Annotated in this window: 20 protein-coding genes; 14 read left to right on the top strand and 6 right to left on the bottom strand. The window is 69.1% G+C overall.

The window, feature by feature from the left end:
- Positions 1-7: 7 nt before the first annotated feature.
- The 4 genes from EBE87_RS18735 to EBE87_RS18720 are packed head-to-tail and all read right to left on the bottom strand — an operon-like array spanning position 8 to position 4522.
- Positions 8-889 carry a PPC domain-containing DNA-binding protein gene (locus EBE87_RS18735; RefSeq protein ID WP_120637272.1) on the bottom strand — a complete coding sequence of 294 codons (882 nt, stop codon included), beginning with the start codon at positions 887-889 and terminating at the stop codon, positions 8-10.
- The gene (locus tag EBE87_RS18730; RefSeq protein ID WP_233553098.1) at positions 889-2505 is read right to left on the bottom strand and encodes an acyl-CoA synthetase; all 1617 of its coding nucleotides are present in this window, start codon (positions 2503-2505) and stop codon (positions 889-891) included. The genes EBE87_RS18735 and EBE87_RS18730 overlap by 1 nt, the downstream gene beginning before the upstream one ends.
- Entirely contained in the window at positions 2502-3674 is a 1173-nt protein-coding gene (locus EBE87_RS18725; protein ID WP_120637273.1) for an acetyl-CoA acetyltransferase, read from the bottom strand. Before EBE87_RS18725 ends, EBE87_RS18730 begins: the two co-directional genes overlap by 4 nt.
- Entirely contained in the window at positions 3671-4522 is an 852-nt protein-coding gene (locus tag EBE87_RS18720) for an IclR family transcriptional regulator (RefSeq protein WP_233553099.1), read from the bottom strand. The genes EBE87_RS18725 and EBE87_RS18720 overlap by 4 nt, the downstream gene beginning before the upstream one ends.
- A gap of 159 nt (positions 4523-4681) precedes the next feature.
- Between EBE87_RS18720 and EBE87_RS18715 the strand changes: the two genes are divergently transcribed.
- From EBE87_RS18715 to EBE87_RS18705, 3 genes are read left to right on the top strand one after another with little or no spacing between them, the layout of a single operon-like run.
- Positions 4682-5698: a TRAP transporter substrate-binding protein gene (locus tag EBE87_RS18715; RefSeq protein WP_120637275.1), complete on the top strand. Its 1017-nt coding sequence runs from the start codon at positions 4682-4684 to the stop codon at positions 5696-5698.
- Between the two features lie 2 nt (positions 5699-5700).
- Positions 5701-7581 carry a TRAP transporter large permease gene (locus tag EBE87_RS18710; protein WP_120637276.1) on the top strand — a complete coding sequence of 627 codons (1881 nt, stop codon included), beginning with the start codon at positions 5701-5703 and terminating at the stop codon, positions 7579-7581.
- Positions 7581-8396 carry an SDR family NAD(P)-dependent oxidoreductase gene (locus EBE87_RS18705; protein WP_120637277.1) on the top strand — a complete coding sequence of 272 codons (816 nt, stop codon included), beginning with the start codon at positions 7581-7583 and terminating at the stop codon, positions 8394-8396. The genes EBE87_RS18710 and EBE87_RS18705 overlap by 1 nt, the downstream gene beginning before the upstream one ends.
- A gap of 59 nt (positions 8397-8455) precedes the next feature.
- Here EBE87_RS18705 and EBE87_RS18700 read toward each other — a convergent pair whose 3' ends face one another.
- Both EBE87_RS18700 and EBE87_RS18695 read right to left on the bottom strand, forming a co-directional pair.
- Complete coding sequence (locus EBE87_RS18700) at positions 8456-9241, bottom strand: alpha/beta fold hydrolase (protein WP_120637278.1); 786 nt, start codon at positions 9239-9241, stop codon at positions 8456-8458.
- A gap of 30 nt (positions 9242-9271) precedes the next feature.
- Positions 9272-10048, bottom strand: a complete 777-nt coding sequence (locus tag EBE87_RS18695) for an IclR family transcriptional regulator domain-containing protein (RefSeq protein ID WP_120637279.1) — start codon at positions 10046-10048, stop codon at positions 9272-9274.
- Between the two features lie 437 nt (positions 10049-10485).
- Here EBE87_RS18695 and EBE87_RS18690 point away from each other — a divergent pair, with 437 nt between their 5' ends.
- The 11 genes from EBE87_RS18690 to EBE87_RS18640 all read left to right on the top strand — a co-directional run bounded on the left by EBE87_RS18690 (position 10486) and on the right by EBE87_RS18640 (position 19002).
- Positions 10486-11172 (top strand): 3-oxoacid CoA-transferase subunit A, encoded by a 687-nt coding sequence (locus EBE87_RS18690; RefSeq protein WP_120637280.1) that lies wholly within the window; start codon positions 10486-10488, stop codon positions 11170-11172.
- Between the two features lie 12 nt (positions 11173-11184).
- Positions 11185-11847, top strand: a complete 663-nt coding sequence (locus EBE87_RS18685; protein ID WP_120637281.1) for a 3-oxoacid CoA-transferase subunit B — start codon at positions 11185-11187, stop codon at positions 11845-11847.
- A 49-nt stretch (positions 11848-11896) separates the two neighbouring features.
- Entirely contained in the window at positions 11897-13012 is a 1116-nt protein-coding gene (locus EBE87_RS18680; protein WP_120637282.1) for an ABC transporter substrate-binding protein, read from the top strand.
- A 4-nt stretch (positions 13013-13016) separates the two neighbouring features.
- A complete protein-coding gene (locus EBE87_RS18675) occupies positions 13017-13886 on the top strand; it encodes a branched-chain amino acid ABC transporter permease (RefSeq protein ID WP_120637283.1) in 870 nt (289 codons plus the stop codon).
- The gene (locus EBE87_RS18670; RefSeq protein ID WP_120637284.1) at positions 13883-14761 is read left to right on the top strand and encodes a branched-chain amino acid ABC transporter permease; all 879 of its coding nucleotides are present in this window, start codon (positions 13883-13885) and stop codon (positions 14759-14761) included. Before EBE87_RS18675 ends, EBE87_RS18670 begins: the two co-directional genes overlap by 4 nt.
- Positions 14761-15510 carry an ABC transporter ATP-binding protein gene (locus EBE87_RS18665; protein WP_120637285.1) on the top strand — a complete coding sequence of 250 codons (750 nt, stop codon included), beginning with the start codon at positions 14761-14763 and terminating at the stop codon, positions 15508-15510. The genes EBE87_RS18670 and EBE87_RS18665 overlap by 1 nt, the downstream gene beginning before the upstream one ends.
- Positions 15507-16259, top strand: a complete 753-nt coding sequence (locus EBE87_RS18660; protein WP_233553100.1) for an ABC transporter ATP-binding protein — start codon at positions 15507-15509, stop codon at positions 16257-16259. Before EBE87_RS18665 ends, EBE87_RS18660 begins: the two co-directional genes overlap by 4 nt.
- The gene (locus EBE87_RS18655) at positions 16259-16711 is read left to right on the top strand and encodes a nuclear transport factor 2 family protein (protein ID WP_120637286.1); all 453 of its coding nucleotides are present in this window, start codon (positions 16259-16261) and stop codon (positions 16709-16711) included. The genes EBE87_RS18660 and EBE87_RS18655 overlap by 1 nt, the downstream gene beginning before the upstream one ends.
- Positions 16712-16731: 20 nt before the next feature.
- Positions 16732-17007, top strand: coding sequence for a muconolactone Delta-isomerase (catC, locus tag EBE87_RS18650; RefSeq protein WP_120637287.1), 276 nt, complete (start codon positions 16732-16734; stop codon positions 17005-17007).
- An 87-nt stretch (positions 17008-17094) separates the two neighbouring features.
- A complete protein-coding gene (locus tag EBE87_RS18645; protein WP_120637288.1) occupies positions 17095-18033 on the top strand; it encodes an SMP-30/gluconolactonase/LRE family protein in 939 nt (312 codons plus the stop codon).
- 87 nt (positions 18034-18120) lie between these two features.
- The gene (locus EBE87_RS18640) at positions 18121-19002 is read left to right on the top strand and encodes an MBL fold metallo-hydrolase (protein WP_120637289.1); all 882 of its coding nucleotides are present in this window, start codon (positions 18121-18123) and stop codon (positions 19000-19002) included.
- Positions 19003-19016: the final 14 nt, after the last annotated feature.

Genomic DNA, 19016 nt, shown 5'->3' with positions numbered 1-19016 from the left:
CAGCGGCTCAGCGTGGCGCTGGCCCGGCAGCCTCCGGCAGCGGCGCCAGCAGCAGCTCGAAGGTCATCAGCACTGGGTTCTCGCCGGGCAGGATCGCGCCTTCCTCCACCCGCCCCTCGTGATCCACGGCCAGCAGGGTCAACGCGGCGCGCGGTGGCTCCTGGCCCTGGGCGGGCAGCACCTGGCCGTCCCGCACCAGCACCTCGGCCGGCGCCATGCCCATGCAGCGCCCATCGGCGAAGCGCGCACCCACCAGGCTGCCGAGGCCGCCGCAAACCCGCGCCGCCGGCCAGCCGAGCCGGGCGCAGGCGGCCTCCAAGGCGGCGCAGGCATCCTCGTTCGGCTGGATCTTGACCAGTGCCCCGGTGGCCGGGCCGGTTGGCGCGGCCCAGGCTTCCGGCGTGAAGAGCGAGAAGTTGGTTTCCGCATCCGGGCGGACCGTGAAGCCGGCACCCTCGACAGCCCAGGCCTCAGCCTCCACCGGCTCGGCCAGCATCGTCTCCAGCGGCAGGATATGGCCGGCGGCGCGCTTTCCATCGGCCCCGGTCCAACTCGCATGAATATGGGCGAAGGGGCCATCCTCGCGTTCGCCGAAGGTGATGTTCACCTGCCCGCCGCGCGCGGGGGCCGCGGCCTCATGGGTTTGGGAGTAGTAGGCGGCGTAGCGCGGCTCGGTGGACAGGGCGGGGATGACGTAGCGCAGCCGCCGGAACACCCCGCCATGCAGCACCAGCACCCCGCTCCGATGGCCCTCGGCGCGCATGGCGCGGGCCACCGCCTCGTTCAGCGTCACGCCGGCCTCTAGCATGACGCTGAACCGCGCCAGCTTCCCCGCTTGAATGGTCAGCCGCTCGGCCGCCGCGGGCCCCGGCTGCTGCTGCCGGCGCATCAGGCCACCTTGTCCCGTGGCGTGGCGGGCAGGGGCAGCAGGCCGCGCGCCTCCAGGTCCTGGCGGACCAGCGCCTTGGTGATCTTGCCATAGCCCGATTTCGGCAGGGCCTCCTGCACGAAGACATGGCGCGGCAGCTTGTAGCGGGAGAGCCGCTCGCCGAGGAAGGCCAGCAGCGCCGCCGAATCGACCTGCGCGCCCGCCTGCGGGACGACGACGGCGATGCCGGTCTCGCCCCAGAGCGGGTCCGGCACGCCCAGCACCGCGCATTCGACGATGCCGGGAAAGGCCAGGATCTTTTCCTCCACCTCGCGCGGATAAACGTTGGAGCCACCGGAGATATACATGTCCGAGGCCCGGCCGGTGATGAACAGGAAGCCTTCCGCATCCATGTGGCCGAGGTCGCCGGTGCGGAACCAGCCGTTGCGGAAGCTCTCCGCATTGGCCTTGGGATTCTCCCAGTATCCGGCGAAGACGGCGGGGCCGCAGACGCAGATCTCGCCATCGGTGCCCGGCGGCACCGGGCGGCCCTCGGGGTCCTGGATCTCCACCATCATGCCGGTGCGCTCGATGCCGCAGGTGCCGATGCGCGCCTCCGGCCCATCCTCCGCCACATGCAGCGCCGGCGGCAGCACGGTGATATTGCCGGTGACCTCGCCCAGCCCGAAATACTGCACCAGCACGGGGCCCAGGGCGGCCAGGGCGCGCTTCTGGTCCTCCCGGTACATCGGCGCGCCGGCATAGATGACGTGGCGCAGCGAGGAAGTATCGGCCGCCGCCAGGGAAGGGTGCTCCACCAGCAGCTTCAGGATCGTCGGCACGGTGAACATATTGGTCACGCGGTGGGTGGCGACGATGCTCCAGATTTCCGCCGGGTCCAGCCGCTCGCCCGCCGGCAGGATGGTGACGGCGCCGCAGGCGATCTGCGTCATGGCATGCACGCCGGCGCCATGGGACAGCGGCGCGACCACCACCGAGGCGTCCCGCTCCGTCGTGCCGGGCATCAGGTCGTTGAGGTGGTTGTTCAGCACGAAGGCCATCTGCCCATGCGTCAGCACCGCCGCCTTGGGCCGGCCCGTGGTGCCGGAGGTGTAGAAGAACCAGCAGGGATCGTCATATTCGACATCGGCATCGCGCAGCGGCGCGGCATCCTCGGCCGCGATCCAGGCATCGAGCGCATCCGCCCCCGCGCCCTCGATCCAGCCAAAGACCGCCAGATCCGGCCGCGCCGCCCGCACCGCCTCGGCGTGCTCCGGGAAATCCCCGTGGCAGAGAAAGGCGCGCGCGCCGGACTGGGTGGCCATGAAGCCGATCTCGGCCGGCGTCAGCCTGAAGTTGGTGGGCACGAAGACGGCGCCGAGGCGGAAGGCGGCGAGCATCGTCTCGATAATGCCATTGCCATTCCTGGCATGCACCAGGATGCGGTCGCCCTTTACGATGCCGCGCCGCGCCAGGGCGCGGGCGAGGGCGGAGACGCGGCCATCCAGGTCCCGCCAGCTCCAGCGCCGCTCGCCCCAGAGGATGGCCGAGCGGTCCGGCAGGCGCCGCGCCGCGCGGGTCAGGAAGTAGGACAGGTTGGCAACGCGGCGGGAGGCGGGCTGCATCAAGGCGCTCACCGCGTGCGTTCCAGGATGGAGACGTAATTGACCACCGCCGTGCCGCCCATGTTGAACACGCCGCCCAGGCGCGGTTCGGGGAGCTGCATCGCCCCCGCCTCGCCGCACAACTGCATGGCGGCCATGGCATGCATGGAGACGCCGGTGGCGCCGATCGGGTGGCCCTTGGCCTTCAGGCCGCCGGAGCGGTTGATCGGCAGCCTGCCGCCGGGAAGGGCCGTGCCCTCGCGCACCACGCGGTAGCCCTGGCCGGGCGGGGCGAGGCCCATGGCCTCGTATTCGATCAGCTCGGCGATGGTGAAGCAGTCATGCGTCTCAACGAAGCCGAGGTCGTCCAGTGTGATGCCGGCCTCCGCCTTGGCCCGGTCCCAGGCCCGGCGCGCGCCCTCGAAGGCGATAGGGTCGCGGCGGGAGAGGGGGAGGATGTCATTCGCCTGCTGCCGTGCGCGGAAGGACACGGCGCGGGAGAGCCCCGCCGCCGTCTCGGCATCCGCGATCACCAGCGCGGCGGCGCCATCCGAGATGAGGGAGCAGTCTGTGCGGCGCAGCGGGCCGGCGACCAGCGGGTTCTTGTCCGATACCGTCGAGCAGAAATCGAAGCCCAGGTCCTTGCGCATCTGCGCGTAAGGGTTGTCCACGCCGTTGCGGTGGTTCTTGGCGGCGATCTGCGCCAGCACCTCGCTCTGGTTGCCGTAGCGCTGGAAATAGGTCTGGGCGATGCGGCCGAAGATGCCGGCGAAGCCGCCCTCCACATCCGCTTCCTCCTTCGCATAGCTGGCGGACAGCAGAATCTCGCCGGTGCGCGCGGTGGGGATGGCGGTCATCTTTTCCGCGCCGATGACCAGCGCGATGCGCCCGCGCCCGCTTTCGACGAAATCCAGCGCGCCATACAGGGCGGCGGAGCCGGTGGCGCAGGCATTCTCGTAATGCGTGGAAGGCGTATGGGCGAGGCCGGGCTCGTTCAGCCCGGCCAGCGCGCCCTCAAAACCCTGGCGGGAGAAGCCGTTGTTGTAGACGCCGACCGTGATGGCATCGACATCCGCGGCCTCCACGCCCGCATGTTGCAAGGCGGCGCCGGCCACGCGGGCCATCAGCGCCTCCACATCCGGTTCCTCCAGCCGGCCAAAGGGCGAATGCGCCCAGCCAACGATCGCGGCACGGTTTCTCACGCCATTTTCCTCCCCGAGGTTTTGCGGGCTACCGGACGCTCGGCCCGCAGCCTGCCGGCATTTTTCAGTTTTGCTTCCAGCCGCGTCACTTCCTCGCGCAGCAGGGCTGCCAACTCGGGCTGCCGGTCCGGGCCCATGCGGCTCTCGATGGCGGCGAGGGAAAGCGCGGCCACCGGCTCGCCCGCCGCGTCCCGCACCGCGAGGCCCATGCCCCAGGAATGCGAGACCACCAGGCCGGGATTGATGGCGAAGCCCCGCATCCGGCATTCCGCCACCAGCGCCCGGAGCCGCTCCGGCCTGTGCTGCGGGTAGCTTGTGGCCAGCAGCCCGGCATTGGCCTCCAGCGCCGCCTCCACCTCCGGGTCCGGCAGCGCGGCCAGCAGGGCGAGGCCGGCGCCGCCCACGCCCAGCGGATGCCGCATGCCGGCGGCCAGCACATGGGTGCGGATGGGAAAGGAGCCTTCCTCGCGGTGCAGGCAGACGGTGAACATCTCCCGCCGCACGCAGAGAAAGGCGGAATCGCCGCTGGCCTGTGCCAGCCGGGCCAGCCCGTCCATCGCCAGCCGGTGGATGCCGAAGCGGTCGGCCGCCAGCGTGCCCAGGACATAGCTCTCGGGGCCGAGGTGGTAGCGGCGGCTGTGCGCATCCTGTTCCACCAGCCCGCCACGCATCAGGGCCAGCAGCAGGCGCCGCGCGGTCGGCCGGTTCAGGCCGCTGGCCTCCACCAGTTCCGCCAGCCCGATGCCGGCCGTGGACTGCCCGGCCACGAGCTTGAGCAGGGCGATCACCCGCTCGCTGCTCTGGGCGCCGGAGGTGGGGCGGCGCGAGGCTCCGGCGCCACCGTCCACAATATGGACCTTTCTTGCGTCTCCCATGGGGTTTGACGATAGATCATTTACGGCGTCTGGCAATTCGTTTTAACTTTCTATCAAAGTTGCCATCCACGATGTGGATGGCTGCCATGCCCTCCGGGGACGCAGCGAAAAAGATTTGGGAGAGGAAATCGGATGAGCATCACCACGGGCTTCGGCCGTCGCGCGGTTCTGGGCACGGCCGCGGGCAGCCTGCCGCTGCTGTTTATCGGGCGGGCCAGGGCGGCGGAGACCACGCTGCGGATCTCCAACAACGTGCCGGCCACCCACCCGCTGAATGTCCGGCTGCGCGAGGCAGCGGAGGCCATCGCGCGTGAGACGGATGGCAAGGTGGAACTGCGGATCTTCCCTTCCAACCAGCTCGGCGCCGATACCGACGTGCTGAGCCAGGTGCGCGCCGGCGCGGTGCAGATGATGACCATCTCGGGCCTCATCCTCTCCACCCTGGTGCCGGCGGCCTCCATCAACGGCGTGGGCTTCGCTTTCACGGACTATCCCACGGTGTGGAAGGCGATGGACGGCGCGCTGGGCGCCCATGTGCGGGCGGAGGTCGGCAAGGCCGGGCTGATCATGTTCGAGCGGATCTGGGACAACGGCTTCCGGCAGATCACCTCGTCCCACAAGCCGATCAACACGCCGGCGGACCTGGCGAATTTCAAGATCCGCGTGCCCGTCAGCCCGCTCTGGACCTCGATGTTCACCGCCTTCGGCTCGGCGCCCACCTCGATCAACTTCGCCGAAACCTATTCCGCCTTGCAGACGCGCATCGTGGACGGGCAGGAAAACCCGCTGGCGGTGGTGGAAACGGCGAAGCTCTACGAGGTGCAGAAATACTGCGCCATGACCAACCACATGTGGGACGGCTTCTGGCTGATCGCCAACCGCCGCGCCTTCAGCGCCGTGCCGGCCGCGTCCCGCGTCGTCGTGGAGCGGGAGCTGAACGCCGCCGCCATGCGCCAGCGCGAGGATGTCGCCGCCCTGAACGCGAAGCTGGAAGGCCAGCTCCGCGAACGCGGCGTCACCTTCAACACGCCCGATGCCGCGCCCTTCCGCGCCAAGCTGCAACAGGCCGGCTTCTACAACGAATGGAAGGGCAAGTTCGGCCCCGAGGCCTGGGCCCTGCTTGAGGGCGCCGTGGGCGGGCTGGCCTGAACATGGCCCTGCCGCAGGCCGCCGTGGCGGATGGTGCGCGGGAGGCGGATGGCCTGTTCCGCACGGCCCTCTACCGGCTGGAAAGCGTGGTGGGAGGATTGGTCTCCACCGCCGCCGCCCTGCTGGTGGCGGCCGAGATCGTGCTGCTCTTCGCCGGCGTGCTGGCGCGCTACGCGCTGCATACCCCCCTGATCTGGGCGGATGAGCTGGCCACGATACTCTTCATGTGGCTCGCCATGCTGGGGGCGGTGATCGCCTTCCGGCGCGGGGTGCATATGCGCATGACGGCGCTGCTGGCCCGCGCCCGCCCCGGGCTGCGGGGCCTGCTGGAGGTGCTGGCCCTGACGGTGCCGCTGGCCTTCCTGCTCATCCTGCTGCCCACCGCAATCGAATACGCGGAGGAGGAAGCCTTCGTCACGACGCCCGCCCTCGGCATCGCCAATACCTGGCGCGCCGCGGCCCTGCCCGCCGGCATGGGCCTGATGGCCTTCATGGCGCTGTGCCGGCTGGCGCGGGCCGAAAGCCTGGGACGCAGTGCCCTCGGGTTGGTGCTGACCGGCGCGGCGGTGGCCGGGCTGGTGGCGCTGGCGCCGGCCTTCCCGCCGCTGGGCAACCTGAACCTGCTGATCTTCCTGGTGGCGGGCGTCGCCCTGGCTGTGCTCTCCGGCGTGCCCATCGCCTTCGCCTTTGCCATCTGCACCATGGGGTATCTGGGACTTTCCACCGATATCCCGATCTTCGTGATGGTGGGCCGGATGGAGGAGGGCATGTCGCACCTCATCCTGCTGGCCGTACCGCTCTTCGTCTTCCTCGGCCTCTTGATCGAGATGACGGGCATGGCGCAGGCCATGGTCGCCTTCCTGGCCGCGCTGCTCGGCTCCGTGCGCGGCGGGCTCTCCTATGTGCTGATCGGGGCGATGTATGTTGTCTCCGGCATTTCCGGCGCCAAGGCGGCGGATATGGCCGCCATCGCCCCCGCCCTGTTTCCCGAGATGAAGGCCCGTGGCGCCGATCCCGGTGACCTCGCCGCCCTGCTCTCCGCCACCGGGGCGCAGACGGAGACAGTGCCGCCCAGCCTGGTGCTGATCACCATCGGTTCCGTCACCGGCGTCTCCATCGCGGCGCTCTTCGCGGGTGGCATCCTGCCGGCGGTGGTGCTGGGCATCATGCTCTGTCTGGTGGTGCGGCACCGTTACCGGCACGAGGATGTCTCCCACGTGCGCCGCGCCTCCTGGGCCGAGATCGTCCGCAGCTTCGGCATCGCCCTGCCGGCGCTGGCGCTGCCCTTCATCATCCGCGCCGCCGTGGTGGAGGGCATCGCCACCACCACCGAGGTCTCGACCATCGGCATCATCTACGCCGCCCTGGCCGGGCTCCTGCTCTACCGCCGCTTCGACATGCGGCGGCTGGGGCCGATGCTGGTGGACACGGCGAGCCTGTCCGGCGCCATCCTGCTGATCATCGGCGCCGCCACGGCCATGGCATGGTCGCTGACGCAGTCCGGCTTCTCCGCCGACCTCGCCCACGCCATGACCAACCTGCCGGGTGGGGCCGCCGGCTTCATGGCCGTGTCCATCGTGGCCTTTATCGTGCTGGGCAGCGTGCTGGAGGGCATTCCGGCCATGGTGCTCTTCGCGCCGCTGCTCTTTCCCATCGCGCATCAGCTCGGCATCCATGAGGTGCACTACGCGATGGTCACCATCCTCGCGATGGGGCTGGGGCTTTTCGCGCCGCCCTTCGGCATCGGCTACTACACCGCCTGTGCCATCGGGCGCGTCGATCCGGATGCGGGGCTGCGGCGCATCTGGGTCTATCTGGGCGCCCTTCTGGTCGGGCTGGTGATCGTGGCGGCGGTGCCCTGGATCTCCGTGGGGTTCCTCTGATGAGCGGGCCGGGCAGGGGCCGCCTGCAGGGCAAGGTGGCCCTGGTCTTCGGCGCCGGCTCCTCCGGCCCCGGCTGGGGCAATGGCAAGGCGGCGGCGGTGGCCTATGCGCGGGAAGGCGCCCGGGTCGTTTGCCTCGACCTTTCCGCCGAGGCGGCGGAGGAAACTGCCGGCATCATCGGCGGCGAGGGTTTCGAGGCGCTGGCCCTCCCCGTGGACGTGACGGAACTCGGCTCCGTCACCGCCGCCGTCGCGGCCGCGCTCGCCCGCTTCGGCCGCATTGATGTGCTCCACAACAACGTCGGCGTCACCGTCTCCGGCGGGCCGCTGGAGCTGGAGGAGGCGCAGTTCCAGCGTGCCATGGACCTGAACCTGCATTCGGTGTTCCGCACCGCCAAAGCCGTGTTGCCACAGATGCTGCGCCAGGGCAGCGGGGCGATCGTCAACATCTCCTCGCTCGCGGCGGTGCGCTGGACCGGCTATCCGTATTTTTCCTACTACGCCTCCAAGGCGGCGGTGAACCAGGCGACGGTGGCCCTTGCCATGCAGTATGCCGCGCAGGGCATCCGCGCCAATTGCATCATGCCAGGGATGATCGACACCCCGCTGATCTACAAGCAGATCGCCGCCCACTATGCCTCGGTGGAGGACATGACGGAGGCCAGGGCGCGCGCGGTGCCCATGGGCCGCATGGGTGATGCCTGGGACGTGGCCCGCGCCGCCGTTTTCCTGGCTTCCGACGAGGCGGGCTTCATCACCGGCGTGTGCCTGCCCGTCGATGGCGGGCAAAGCTGCGCGACAGCCGTGCCGCGTTAGCGGCGGGGCTCCGGCGCCATCGCGGCAGTGCCCGGCTGCATCCCGCCGAGGCATCGCCTTCAGAAGCGTGCCAGAAAGAGGTTGAAGGCCTCGGCCACGATCTCCGGCGTTTGCACCGCCATGAAATGCCCGCTCTCCACGGCCTGGAAGGATGCCCCGGGCACCAGGCGCGACAAGGGCTCGATCATGGCGGGCGGGCGGAGCGGGTCGTGCTGGCCGGCCATGAACAGCGCCGGGCAGCGGATGGAGGCGATGCCGGCCTGCATCTCGAGCCCCGCCAGCATGCGGTAGATGGCGGCATAGCTGTCCGGATCATTGGCCAGCCAGCGTGCGCGGAAGCTGCGGAAGCGCGCGGCATCGCTGCGCAGAATCTCAGGGTAGCTGCGCGCCAGTTCCGTCTCGGCCACGGCGGCCATGCCATCGCGCTGCACCGTGTCGGCGTAATCGAGGATGGCCTGCCGGCGTTCCTCCGGGATGCCGGTCGCCGGCCCCATGGCGATCAGCCCTAGCACGCGCGATGGCCGCGTCGCCGCGAAATGCAGGGCGATGGCGCCGCCCACAGCGCATCCGGCGAGCAGGACGGGACCATCCACTCCCAGCGCATCGAGCAGGGATTCAAGATCCTGCGCCATGGTGTCGATGCTCAGCGGTGACCGCGCCTTGGTCGAGATGCCAGCCCCGCGGGTGTCGTAGCGCAGCACCCGGAACCGTGGATCGAGTTGCGGGACCAGCATGTCCCAGCTTTCCAGCGTGCCGCCCATCTCATGCACCAGAACCAGCGTCTGGCGGCCCTTGCCGCTCAGGGCATAGCGCAGGCCCGCGCCGTTTGCCTCGATCCAGTCCATCTGCCTCTCCCGTTTCTCGTTCTCACGGCGTTACCAGCCATCGAGGGCGGCGCCGATCTGTTGCGCGGCTTCCCGCAGTGCCGGCAGCAAGGTGCGGCGCAACTGGTCGAGCGAGACGCGCGCCGCCGATGTGCCGATGTTCAACGCGGCCACTGTGGCGCCAAGCCGGTTGACGATGGGCACGGCGACGGACCGGATGCCGAGTTCCATCTCCCCATCGATGATCGCATGCCGGGCGCGCCGCACTTCCTGAATCCGTGCCCGGAAACGCCCGGGGTCGGTGATCGTCCGCTCTGTCCAGGCTGTCAGTTCATGCCGCCCCAGCCAGGCCTCGAACTGATCCTCGGGAAGGGCCGCCAGCAGTACGCGGCCCAGCGAGGAGCAATGGGCCGGCAGCCGCGTGCCGACATCGATGCGGGAGGAAAAGACGCGCCGCGCCTCGACCCGCGCGACATAGATCACGTCGGCGCCCTCCAGCACCGCCATGGAGCAGGACTCCTGGAACTTCTCCGACACCGCCTGCAGGATCGGCCGCGCGACATCGCCGCGCCCGAAGGAAGAAAGGTATCCGTGGCTGAGGTCCAGCACCCGCGGCGTCAGCCAGAAGTTCTTGCCGTCGCTCGCCAGGAACTGCAGCTCCACCAGCGTCAGCAGGAAGCGCCGCGCGGTGCCGCGGCTGAGATTTGTATGCGCCGCAACCTCGGTCAGCGTCAGCCTTTCCCGCCCCCGGCCGAAGGTCTCCAACACCGCTAGGCCACGCTCCAGCGCCGCCACGAAATCGGGCCCGCGTGCCGGCGAGTCGTTCAAGTCGGATTCCGCCTGCCGGGAAGTCTTCTTCGCAGATGCAGCAGAATTCGCTGTCACCGTGTAAGCGCCTGTGCGGCCTGCATAGCGTTATCCCTGGTCTCGCGCCCGAATGCCGTGAACCGCATACTGCTGCGCATCATCCGCTCGCAAGGCGCATTTCACCTCGCGTCGCGCGTGGAGAATTCGCTTGACAGCACGCTGCGGCTAGTTCGTCATGATGCAGTTTCACGGACAATTGTCCGCTATACGGACAAACTCCGCAAGAATCCACACGGCCCGCAGAGGCCGGCGCAAGTGCACTGACGGCCCCCGGCGCAACAGCCGGAGGCCCACGAGGGAGGCGCCAGCGAGATGACGAAACCCAGAGGTTCTGGGGCTATGTGCCCACGCCTGACGACCCGGACGGACCCACCGCGCCGCGCGGGGCGCCGGCTTCCATGATCGACAAGCGCGTGCAGACCGTCGCCGATGCTCTCGCCGATACGCAGGATGGTGCCTGCGTGCTGCTGGGCGGCTTCGGCGCCGTTGGCCAGGCCGATGCGCTGATCGAGGGCCTGATCGAGCAAGGCGCCAAGGACCTCACCGTCGTTGCCAACAACGCGGGCTCCGGCCGCACGGGCCTGGCGCGGCTGCTGGAACTGGGCCGCGTGCGGCGCATGGTCTGCAGCTTTCCGCGAAGCCCGGGCTCGTCGGTCTTCGAGGAACTCTACCGCGCCGGGCGCATAGAGCTGGAAATCGTGCCGCAGGGTACGCTGGCGGAGCGGATGCGCGCCGCCGGCGCCGGCGTGCCGGCCTTCTATACCCCGACCGGCGTCGGCACCCTGCTCGCCGAAGGCAAGGAAACCCGCGAGATCGACGGGCGCACCTACCTGCTGGAAAAGGCTTTGCACGGCGACGTGGCGCTGGTCGAGGCCTGGCGCGCCGACCGCTGGGGCAACCTGACCTACCGGGAATCAGCGCGCAACTTCAACCCGGTCATGGCCATGGCGGCGAAGCTGACCGTCGCGCAGGCGCAGCACATCGTCGAGCTCGGCGATCTTGACCCCGAGGCGATCGTCACGCCGGGCGTCTTTGTCGACCGCGTCGTGCATGTGCCCTATGCCGCGGCCACGGCAGCGGCCTGAAAGGAAGCCACCATGCCGAGCGCAGTGGACCTGGGCTGGAAGCCCCGCAGCCGCACCGAGATCGCCGGCCGCCTCGCAAGCGACATCCCCGAAGGCTGGGTGGTGAATCTCGGCATCGGCATCCCGACGCTGGTGGCGGATCAGGTGCCGGAAGACCGCGAGGTGATCTTCCAGTCGGAGAATGGTGTCGTCGGCATCGGGCCGGCCCCTGCCGCCGATGCCGTGAGCCCCTGGCTGATCAATGCCGGCAAGCAGCCCGTGACGCTGCGCAAGGGCGGCGCCTATATCCACCATGGCGACAGCTTCGCGATGATCCGTGGCGGGCACCTGGACCTTTGCGTCCTGGGCGCCTTCGAGGTCGCGGAGAATGGCGACATCGCCAACTGGGCCGTTTCGGCGACGGATACGGCCCCCGCCGTGGGCGGGGCCATGGACCTCGCGGTGGGCGCGCGCCGCCTCTGGGTCGCCATGGAGCACACGACGCGCGAGGGCCAGCCCCGCCTGGTGCAGCGCTGCTCCTATCCGCTCACCGCGGCTGCCGCCGTGTCGCGCATCTACACCAATCTGGCGGTGATCGATGTCACGCCCGAGGGGTTCCGCGTGGTGGATATGGTTGAAGGCCTTGGCTTCGATGCCTTGCAGGCCATGACAGGCGCGCCGCTGCGGCAGGGCTGATATCGCAGCCGCCGAGGTCAGACAAAGAAAAAAGGTCAGGGAGGTCCAAATGCTCAATCGCCGCAGCCTGCTTGCTGCCACCGCCGCCACGCTGGCCGCGCCGCGCATCCTGCGGGCCCAGGAAAGCGCCTATGTCGTCGGCACGCTCTTCCCAATGGCCGGGCCGAATGCCGAATACGGCACGATCTTTACCAACGGCATCCAGCTGGCGGCTGAACATGTCCGTGCCGACGGTATTCTGAAGAAGCCCATCGAGATCCGCGCGCAGGACAGCCAGGCCACGCCGCAGGGCGGCGCCGTCGGCATGACCAAGCTGGCGAATGTGGACAAGGCCTCCTATGTGATGCTGGGCTTCACCGGCGTTTCCAAGGCCGCCGCGCCGATCGGCACCCGCAGCAAGGTGATGATGATCAATGGCGGCGGTGTCGGGCCTGACCTCGCCGGTCTCTCGCCCTACTTCTGGAATGTCATTCCCCTGGCCAACCAGGAGGTGCAGGCCCTGCTGCCCTGGCTGAAGCAGCAGAACCTGTCCCGCATCGCGCTGATCTATGTCGATGATCCGCTCGGCAACGGCATCCTGCAGCAGTTGAAGGAAAGCCTGCCCGGCATTGGCGGCAGCCTGGCCGGCAGCTTCAGCATCCCGCCGGCCACGCAGCAATTCGCGGCCATCGCCGCCCGCGTGCGCGACACCAAGCCGGATGCCGTCTATTTCGCCAGCTATGGCGCGCAGCAGGCGCAGATCGTGAAGCAGCTGCGCGACAACGGCGTGTCGCAGCAAATCCTGACCTATTCCAGCGGCAGCATCCCCTCCGTCGTCACCTTACCGGAAAGCGAGGGGCTGGTCTTCACCAGCCAGGCCTCCGACTGGTCGGCCGCCGACCCGCTGACGCAGCGCTTCGTCACCGACTGGCGCGCCAAGCACAATGCCGATCCCACCAGCTACAACCAGAACTATTACAACGCCATGCGGCTCTTCGCGCTGCTGGCCCAGGGGCTGGAGAAGGCGAACAAGCCGGTGACCGGCGAGAACCTGCGCGAGGAACTGCTGCGGGTCCGCCGCTTCCCGCTGGTCGGCGGCGAGGGCAATTTCGGGGACGAGGGCACCATGTCCATGCCCATGCAGATCAACCGCATCCAGGGCGGCAGCTTCCAGAAGATCGCCTGACACCATGCTGTTCCTGCAGCTTCTGGTCAGCGGCATCCAGACCGGCGCGATCTATGCCCTGACGGCGGCTGGCTTCGCGCTGATCTTCGGTGCCACGCGCATCTTCCACGTGGCGCATGGCGCCAGCTTCGCCCTGGCCGGCTATGCCTTCCTCATGTGCAGCCAGGCCGGCCTGCCCTGGCCGGTGGGCTGCCTGGCCGCGCTGGTTGTCGCGGTATCCTTCGGCCTGGGCATGGATGCCTTTATCTACCGACCGATCCAGCGCCACGAAGGCTCCTTCTTCACGGTCTTCGTCGCCGCCTTCGGCATGACCATCGTGGTGCAGAGCCTGATCGAGATCGGCTTCGGCCGTGGCTTCGCGGTGGTGCCCAGCGCCCTGACCATGGCGAGGGAGGTCGTGCCCGGGCTCTACCTCGCGAATATCTTCTGGGTGGCGGTCGGCGTCGCGGTGGTGCTCTTCGCGCTGGTCGGGGTGTTCCTGAACCGCAGCCGCGCGGGCATCGGCCTGCGCGCGCTGTCGGAGAATCCCGAATTGCTGCGCGCCTATGGCCTGTCGTCCCGCAGGCTCTCGGCCCTGGCCTTCGGCCTTGGCTCCGCGCTCGCCGTGCCGGGCGCGGTGCTGACCGCCGTGACATCCGGCCTGCAGCCCGCGATCTCCGCGCAGGTCATGTTGATCAGCCTGGCGGCGGCGGTGGTGGGCGGCATCGGCAGCCTGCGCGGCGCGGCGCTGGCCGGCCTGCTGCTCGGCGTGGTGGAGAACCTGGTGGTCTCGGTGCTCGACACGCAATGGAGCAGCGCGGCGGGCTTCGTGGTGCTGTTCATCTTCATCATGTTCAAGCCCAGCGGCCTTTTTGGGCAGGCGGTGACGCGATGATTGCCTATCTGCTGAATCTGGCCACCCTGGCCACGGTCTTCGGTATCCTGGCGGCCAGCCTGAACCTGCTGATCGGCTATGCCGGCATCTTCAGCATCGCCCATGCCGTGTTCTTCGGCATCGGCGCCTATACGGGCGCGCAGCTCGCCATCCTGTTCATCCCCGATGTGCTGCTGGCCTGCCTCGCGGGCGGCCTGCTGGCCGGCGCCCTGTCGCTTTGCCTCGCGCTGCCGGCGCTGCGCGTGCGGGGGGAATATTTTGTCGCGGCCAGTCTCGGCCTGCAGATGATGGCGGTGACGCTGTTCTCCGAGGCGCATGTCCTGACCGGCGGCCATGGCGGCTTGGTCGGCATCCCGCTGCCGACGCTCTTCGGCATCGACATCTCCGCGCCCGCCACCTTCCTGCTCTTCTGCCTGCTGGTGCTGGCCTGCGTGCTGCTGGCCATCCGCATGCTGATGCGGGGCAGCTTCGGCCGGGCGCTGATGGCCATCCGCGACAGCGAAAGCGCGGCGGAGGCCTTCGGCAAGGATGTGCCGCGGCTGAAGACGCTGGCGGTCGCCCTCGGCTGCACGCTGGCGGGCGTCGCGGGGGCGCTCTTCGCCTTCTACATGGCCTTCGTGAACGTGGAGAGCTTCACGCTGGAGCAGTCGATCCTGGTGATGGCCATGGTGATCATCGGCGGCACCGCGACGCTGGCGGGGCCCCTGGTCGGCGTGCTGCTGCTGTTGCTGCTGCCGGCCGCGCTGTCCTTCCTGCCCTTCATCCCGGCGACGCAGATCGGCGCGGTGCAGCAGCTCATCTACGGCGCCGCCATGACGCTGCTGATGATCTTCCGCCCCGCGGGTCTTGCCGGGCAATCCACGGGGCGCCGCTGATGACGGACCTTCCGCTCTCCGTCCGGGGCCTCGCCAAGAGTTTCGGCGGCCTCGCGGCGGTGCAAGATGTGGACCTGGACCTGCGGCCCGGCATCTGCACCGCGCTGGTCGGCCCCAACGGTGCCGGCAAGACCACCATCTTCAACCTGATCACCGGCAATATCCCGCCCGATGCCGGCGAGGTGCTGGTCGATGGCAAGGCGGTGCGGGGCATGGTGCCGCATCGCATCGCCCGCATGGGCGTCGCCCGCAGCTTCCAGGACCTGCGGCTCTTCGGCCGCATGTCGGTGCGGGACAATGTGCTGGCGGCGATCGAGCACAGCGCCTGGCTCTGGCAGCCCGGCGGCGGCAAGGCGCGCCGCGCGCGCGAGGCCGCCGTCGAGGCGGCGCTGGACCGCACTGGCCTGACGGCGCTGGCCGATGCGCGCGCGGCTGATCTCGCCTATGCCGAGCGCAAGTTCCTGTCCATGGCCCGCATCCTGGCGACGGGCGGGCGCATCTGGCTGCTGGATGAGCCCGCCTCCGGCCTCGACCCGCATTCACGGGCGCGCTTCGTCTCGCTGGTGCGCTCGGCGGTGGCCGAGGGCGTGACGATCTGCCTGATCGAGCACAACCTCGACATCGTCACGGAACTCGCGACACGCATCGCCTTTCTCGACCGTGGCACCAAGCTGGCGGAAGGGGAGCCGCAGGCCATCCTGCGCGATCCGGAGCTGATCGGCATCTATTTCGGGGAGCGCCGGACATGAGCGCCGTGATGAGCCACACCGCCGCCATGCCCGCCACCGGCACGCCGCCGGCGCTGGAGGTGCGCGGCCTCACCTCCGGCTATGGCGGCCGTGAGGTGCTGTCGGCGCTGGACCTGGCGCTGCCGCAGGGGGAGGTGCTCTGCCTCGTCGGCCATAATGGCGCGGGCAAGTCGACGCTGCTGAAGCTGCTTTTCGGGCTGCATCAGGCCAGCGCCGGCACCATCCACCTGCGCGGGCAGGCGATACAGCCGAGGCCGGATGTCATGGCCCGCGAAGGCGTGGCCTATGTGCCGGAAGGGCGCGGCGTCTTCCCGGGCCTGCCGGTGCGGGACAACTTCGCCCTGGCCCTCTGGTCCGCGAGGCTGGAGGGCGCGGAGGCCGAGGCCCGCACCGAGGAAGTCCTGACCGTCCTGCCGCGCATCCGCGAATTCTGGAGCCGCCGCGCCGGGCAGCTTTCCGGCGGGCAGCAGCAGATGGTCTCGATCGGGCGCGCCCTGTTGTCCCGGCCCTCCATCCTGTTGCTGGACGAGCCTTCCATCGGCCTCGCGCCCAAGACCTTTCAGGACCTGATGGCGCCGATCCGGGCGCTGCAGCAGAAGCTGGGCATGTCGATCCTGCTGGTGGAGCAGAATGTTGGCGAGGCTTTCGCGGCCTCCGACCGCGTGGCCGTGATGAAGTCTGGCCGCATGATCTTCAACGGCGTGCCGGCGGACCTGTCCGACCATGCCAAGCTGATGGAGATGTTCTGATGACGTCTCTGGAGCAGCGCATCCAGCGCATCGAGGATGAGCTGGCGATCGGCCAGCTCCGCGCGCGCTATTGCCACCTGCTGGATGACCGGAACTGGCCCGCCTTCATCGACCTCTTCACCGAGGACGGTGTCTTCCAGGGGCTGGACGCGGTGCGCGGCCATGCGGCGCTGATGGATTTCTTCAGCCGGCGCGTGCCGGAGCTCACCGAGGATTTCTGGCACTTCTGCACCAATGGCACCGTCGAGATCGAGGGCGACGCCGCGAAGGGGCGGATCACCCTGGAATATCTCTCGGTCACCGATGGCGTCTCCTATGTCTCCGCCGGCCACTACGACGATGTCATGGTGCGGCGGGACGGGCGCTGGCGGTTCCAGTCCCGCGTCATCACCTTCTACTACCTCGCGCCGCTCAGCCAGGGCTGGGCCGGGCGCCCCTTTCCCGGCCGCTGAAACGATCCAGGAGATTCCACATGCTGTTCCATGTTGCCATGGAAGTCCGCCTTCCCCCCGACATGCCGGCCGAGCAGGCCAATGACATCAAGGCGCGGGAAAAGGCCTTCGCGCTGGAGGTGCAGCGTTCGGGGAAATGGCCGCATCTGTGGCGAGTCGCCGGACGCTACGCCAATATCTCGATCTTCGATGTTGCCGACACGGACGAGCTGCACGGCATCCTCTCCTCCCTGCCGCTGTTTCCCTACATGGACATCAAGGTGACGGCGCTGGCGAAGCATCCTTCGGCGCTCTGAGCCGCCCGGATTTCTCACGGCACAAGAAGAAGCAGGGGGCCGGGCAGGCCATGCGCCGGACCCTCCGCCATGACACAAGGAAACGCCATGTTAGACGATACCCCGCCCGAATTGCGCATCATGGCTGAGGGGCTCCGCTTTCCCGAGGGGCCGGTGGCCATGTCCGACGGCTCGGTGGCGCTGGTGGAGATCGAGGCCCGCACCGTCACGCGCATCGCGAAGGATGGCGCGCGCAGCGTCATCGCGCAGGTGCCGGGCGGACCCAATGGGCTGGCGCTGGGGCCGGATGGCATGATGGTGCTGTGCAACAACGGCGGCTTCGCCTGGCATGAGGAGCCTGGCATGCTGCGCGCCGTCGGGCAGGCCAGGGATTACACCACTGGCCGCATCGAGCGCCTCGACCCGCGCAGCGGCGAGATCACCCGGCTCTACGATTCCTGCGACGGCGAGCGCCTGAAGGGGCCGAACGACCTGGTCTTCGACGGGCAGGAAGGCTTCTGGTTCAGCGACCTCGGCAAGAGCCGCCCGCGGGACCGCGACCATGGCGGCGTCTACTGGGCGGCGGCGGATGGCTCCCGCATCGTGGAGGCCGCCTTTCCCATCCCTGGCGGCGCCAATGGCATCGGCCTGTCCCCGGATGGCAAGGTGCTCTATGTGGCGGAAACGGAGACGGGGCGGCTCTGGGCCTGGGACATCCTGGGCTCGGGCAAGCTGCGCAAGGCGCCCTGGCCCAGCTTCAACGGCGGCAGCGTGCTGTGCCAGTTCCCCGGCTTCCGGCGGCTGGACAGCCTGGCGGTCGCGGCCTCCGGCAATATTGTCGTCGCCACGCTGGTGAGCGGGGAGATCACCACCGTCTCGCCGGAGGGGCGGATCGTGCACACCATCCGGATGCCGGACCTGATGCCGACCAATATCTGCTTCGGCGGCCCGGACCTGCGGACGGCCTATATCACCCTCTCCACCACCGGGCGGCTGGCGACCATACCGTGGCACGAGCCGGGGCTGGCGCTGCCCTACGCGGCATAGAAGGCGCGCCGGGGGCCTGCGTCCCCCGGCTCTTTTGTCCTGCCGGCTGGCGCGGGCCGCGCCGGGGCAGCGGAAGGATATCCCGACATGGCACATCTCCCCGAGGCTCAGGTTCCGGGCCTGTACCACCGCAGGATCGGCACCATCCTGCTCAGCGCCGTCAGCGATGGCTTCCTGAGAGGCTCCAACGCGGCGCTGCAGAATATCTCCGGCGACGATGCCGCGCGCATGCTGACCGAGGCCTTCCGGCCGACGCCGCGATGCGGCTCGGTCAATACCTTCCTGGTGCGCGGCGGCGGTCGCACGGCGCTGATCGACACGGGCTGCGGGCCTTCCATGTTCGCCATGGCCGGGAAGCTCTTCCAGAACCTGGCCGCAGCCGGCGTGGACCCGGCCGAGGTCGATACCATCCTGATGACCCACCTACACCCCGACCACTCCAGTGGCCTGACGGGCGCGGACGGCCGCGCGCTGTTCCCGAACGCCGAGCTGGTCATGCATGTGGACGAGCTGGCCTATTGGGATGACCCGGCCTCCGCCACCCGCGCCGCAGAAACCGGGCAGGGCTTCCCTTACTTCGCGGAGGCGAAGGAGCAGCTGGCGCCCTACCGCCAGCGGCTGCGCCTGTTCGAGGGCGGCGAGGTCTTCCCGGGCGTCACGGCCATGCCCTTTCCCGGCCATACGCCGGGGCACTGCGGCTATGCCATTGCCTCCGGCGACGAGACGCTGCTGATCTGGGGCGACATCGTGCATGTGCCCGAGATCCAGGTGCCCCGCCCGGAGGTCGGCATGCAGTTCGACGTGGAGCCGGAGCAGGCCGCCGACACGCGGCGCCGGGTCTTCGACATGGTGGCGGCGGACCGGCTGCTGGTCGCCGGGATGCACCTGCATTTCCCCGGCTTCGCGCATATGGCCCGCCACGGCGACGGCTATGTGCTGGTGCCCGAGGCCTGGAACGTGGCGCTGTAGCCCGGCCGCCCGGT

The organism is Teichococcus wenyumeiae (genome assembly GCF_003696345.1).
GTDB classification, from domain to species: Bacteria; Pseudomonadota; Alphaproteobacteria; order Acetobacterales; family Acetobacteraceae; genus Pseudoroseomonas; species Pseudoroseomonas wenyumeiae.
This window is presented reverse-complemented; position numbering and strand designations above follow the sequence as displayed.

Bases quoted from the DNA above. Each gene is read 5' to 3' on its own strand.
- EBE87_RS18735 (WP_120637272.1), bottom strand. From the start codon at position 889: ATGCGCCGGCAGCAGCAGCCGGGGCCCGCGGCGGCCGAGCGGCTGACC.
- EBE87_RS18715 (WP_120637275.1), top strand. From the start codon at position 4,682: ATGAGCATCACCACGGGCTTCGGCCGTCGCGCGGTTCTGGGCACGGCC.
- EBE87_RS18710 (WP_120637276.1), top strand. From the start codon at position 5,701: ATGGCCCTGCCGCAGGCCGCCGTGGCGGATGGTGCGCGGGAGGCGGAT.
- EBE87_RS18705 (WP_120637277.1), top strand. From the start codon at position 7,581: ATGAGCGGGCCGGGCAGGGGCCGCCTGCAGGGCAAGGTGGCCCTGGTC.
- EBE87_RS18700 (WP_120637278.1), bottom strand. From the start codon at position 9,241: ATGGACTGGATCGAGGCAAACGGCGCGGGCCTGCGCTATGCCCTGAGC.
- EBE87_RS18690 (WP_120637280.1), top strand. From the start codon at position 10,486: ATGATCGACAAGCGCGTGCAGACCGTCGCCGATGCTCTCGCCGATACG.
- EBE87_RS18685 (WP_120637281.1), top strand. From the start codon at position 11,185: ATGCCGAGCGCAGTGGACCTGGGCTGGAAGCCCCGCAGCCGCACCGAG.
- EBE87_RS18680 (WP_120637282.1), top strand. From the start codon at position 11,897: ATGCTCAATCGCCGCAGCCTGCTTGCTGCCACCGCCGCCACGCTGGCC.
- EBE87_RS18675 (WP_120637283.1), top strand. From the start codon at position 13,017: ATGCTGTTCCTGCAGCTTCTGGTCAGCGGCATCCAGACCGGCGCGATC.
- EBE87_RS18670 (WP_120637284.1), top strand. From the start codon at position 13,883: ATGATTGCCTATCTGCTGAATCTGGCCACCCTGGCCACGGTCTTCGGT.
- EBE87_RS18665 (WP_120637285.1), top strand. From the start codon at position 14,761: ATGACGGACCTTCCGCTCTCCGTCCGGGGCCTCGCCAAGAGTTTCGGC.
- EBE87_RS18660 (WP_233553100.1), top strand. From the start codon at position 15,507: ATGAGCGCCGTGATGAGCCACACCGCCGCCATGCCCGCCACCGGCACG.
- EBE87_RS18655 (WP_120637286.1), top strand. From the start codon at position 16,259: ATGACGTCTCTGGAGCAGCGCATCCAGCGCATCGAGGATGAGCTGGCG.
- catC (WP_120637287.1), top strand. From the start codon at position 16,732: ATGCTGTTCCATGTTGCCATGGAAGTCCGCCTTCCCCCCGACATGCCG.
- EBE87_RS18645 (WP_120637288.1), top strand. From the start codon at position 17,095: ATGTTAGACGATACCCCGCCCGAATTGCGCATCATGGCTGAGGGGCTC.
- EBE87_RS18640 (WP_120637289.1), top strand. From the start codon at position 18,121: ATGGCACATCTCCCCGAGGCTCAGGTTCCGGGCCTGTACCACCGCAGG.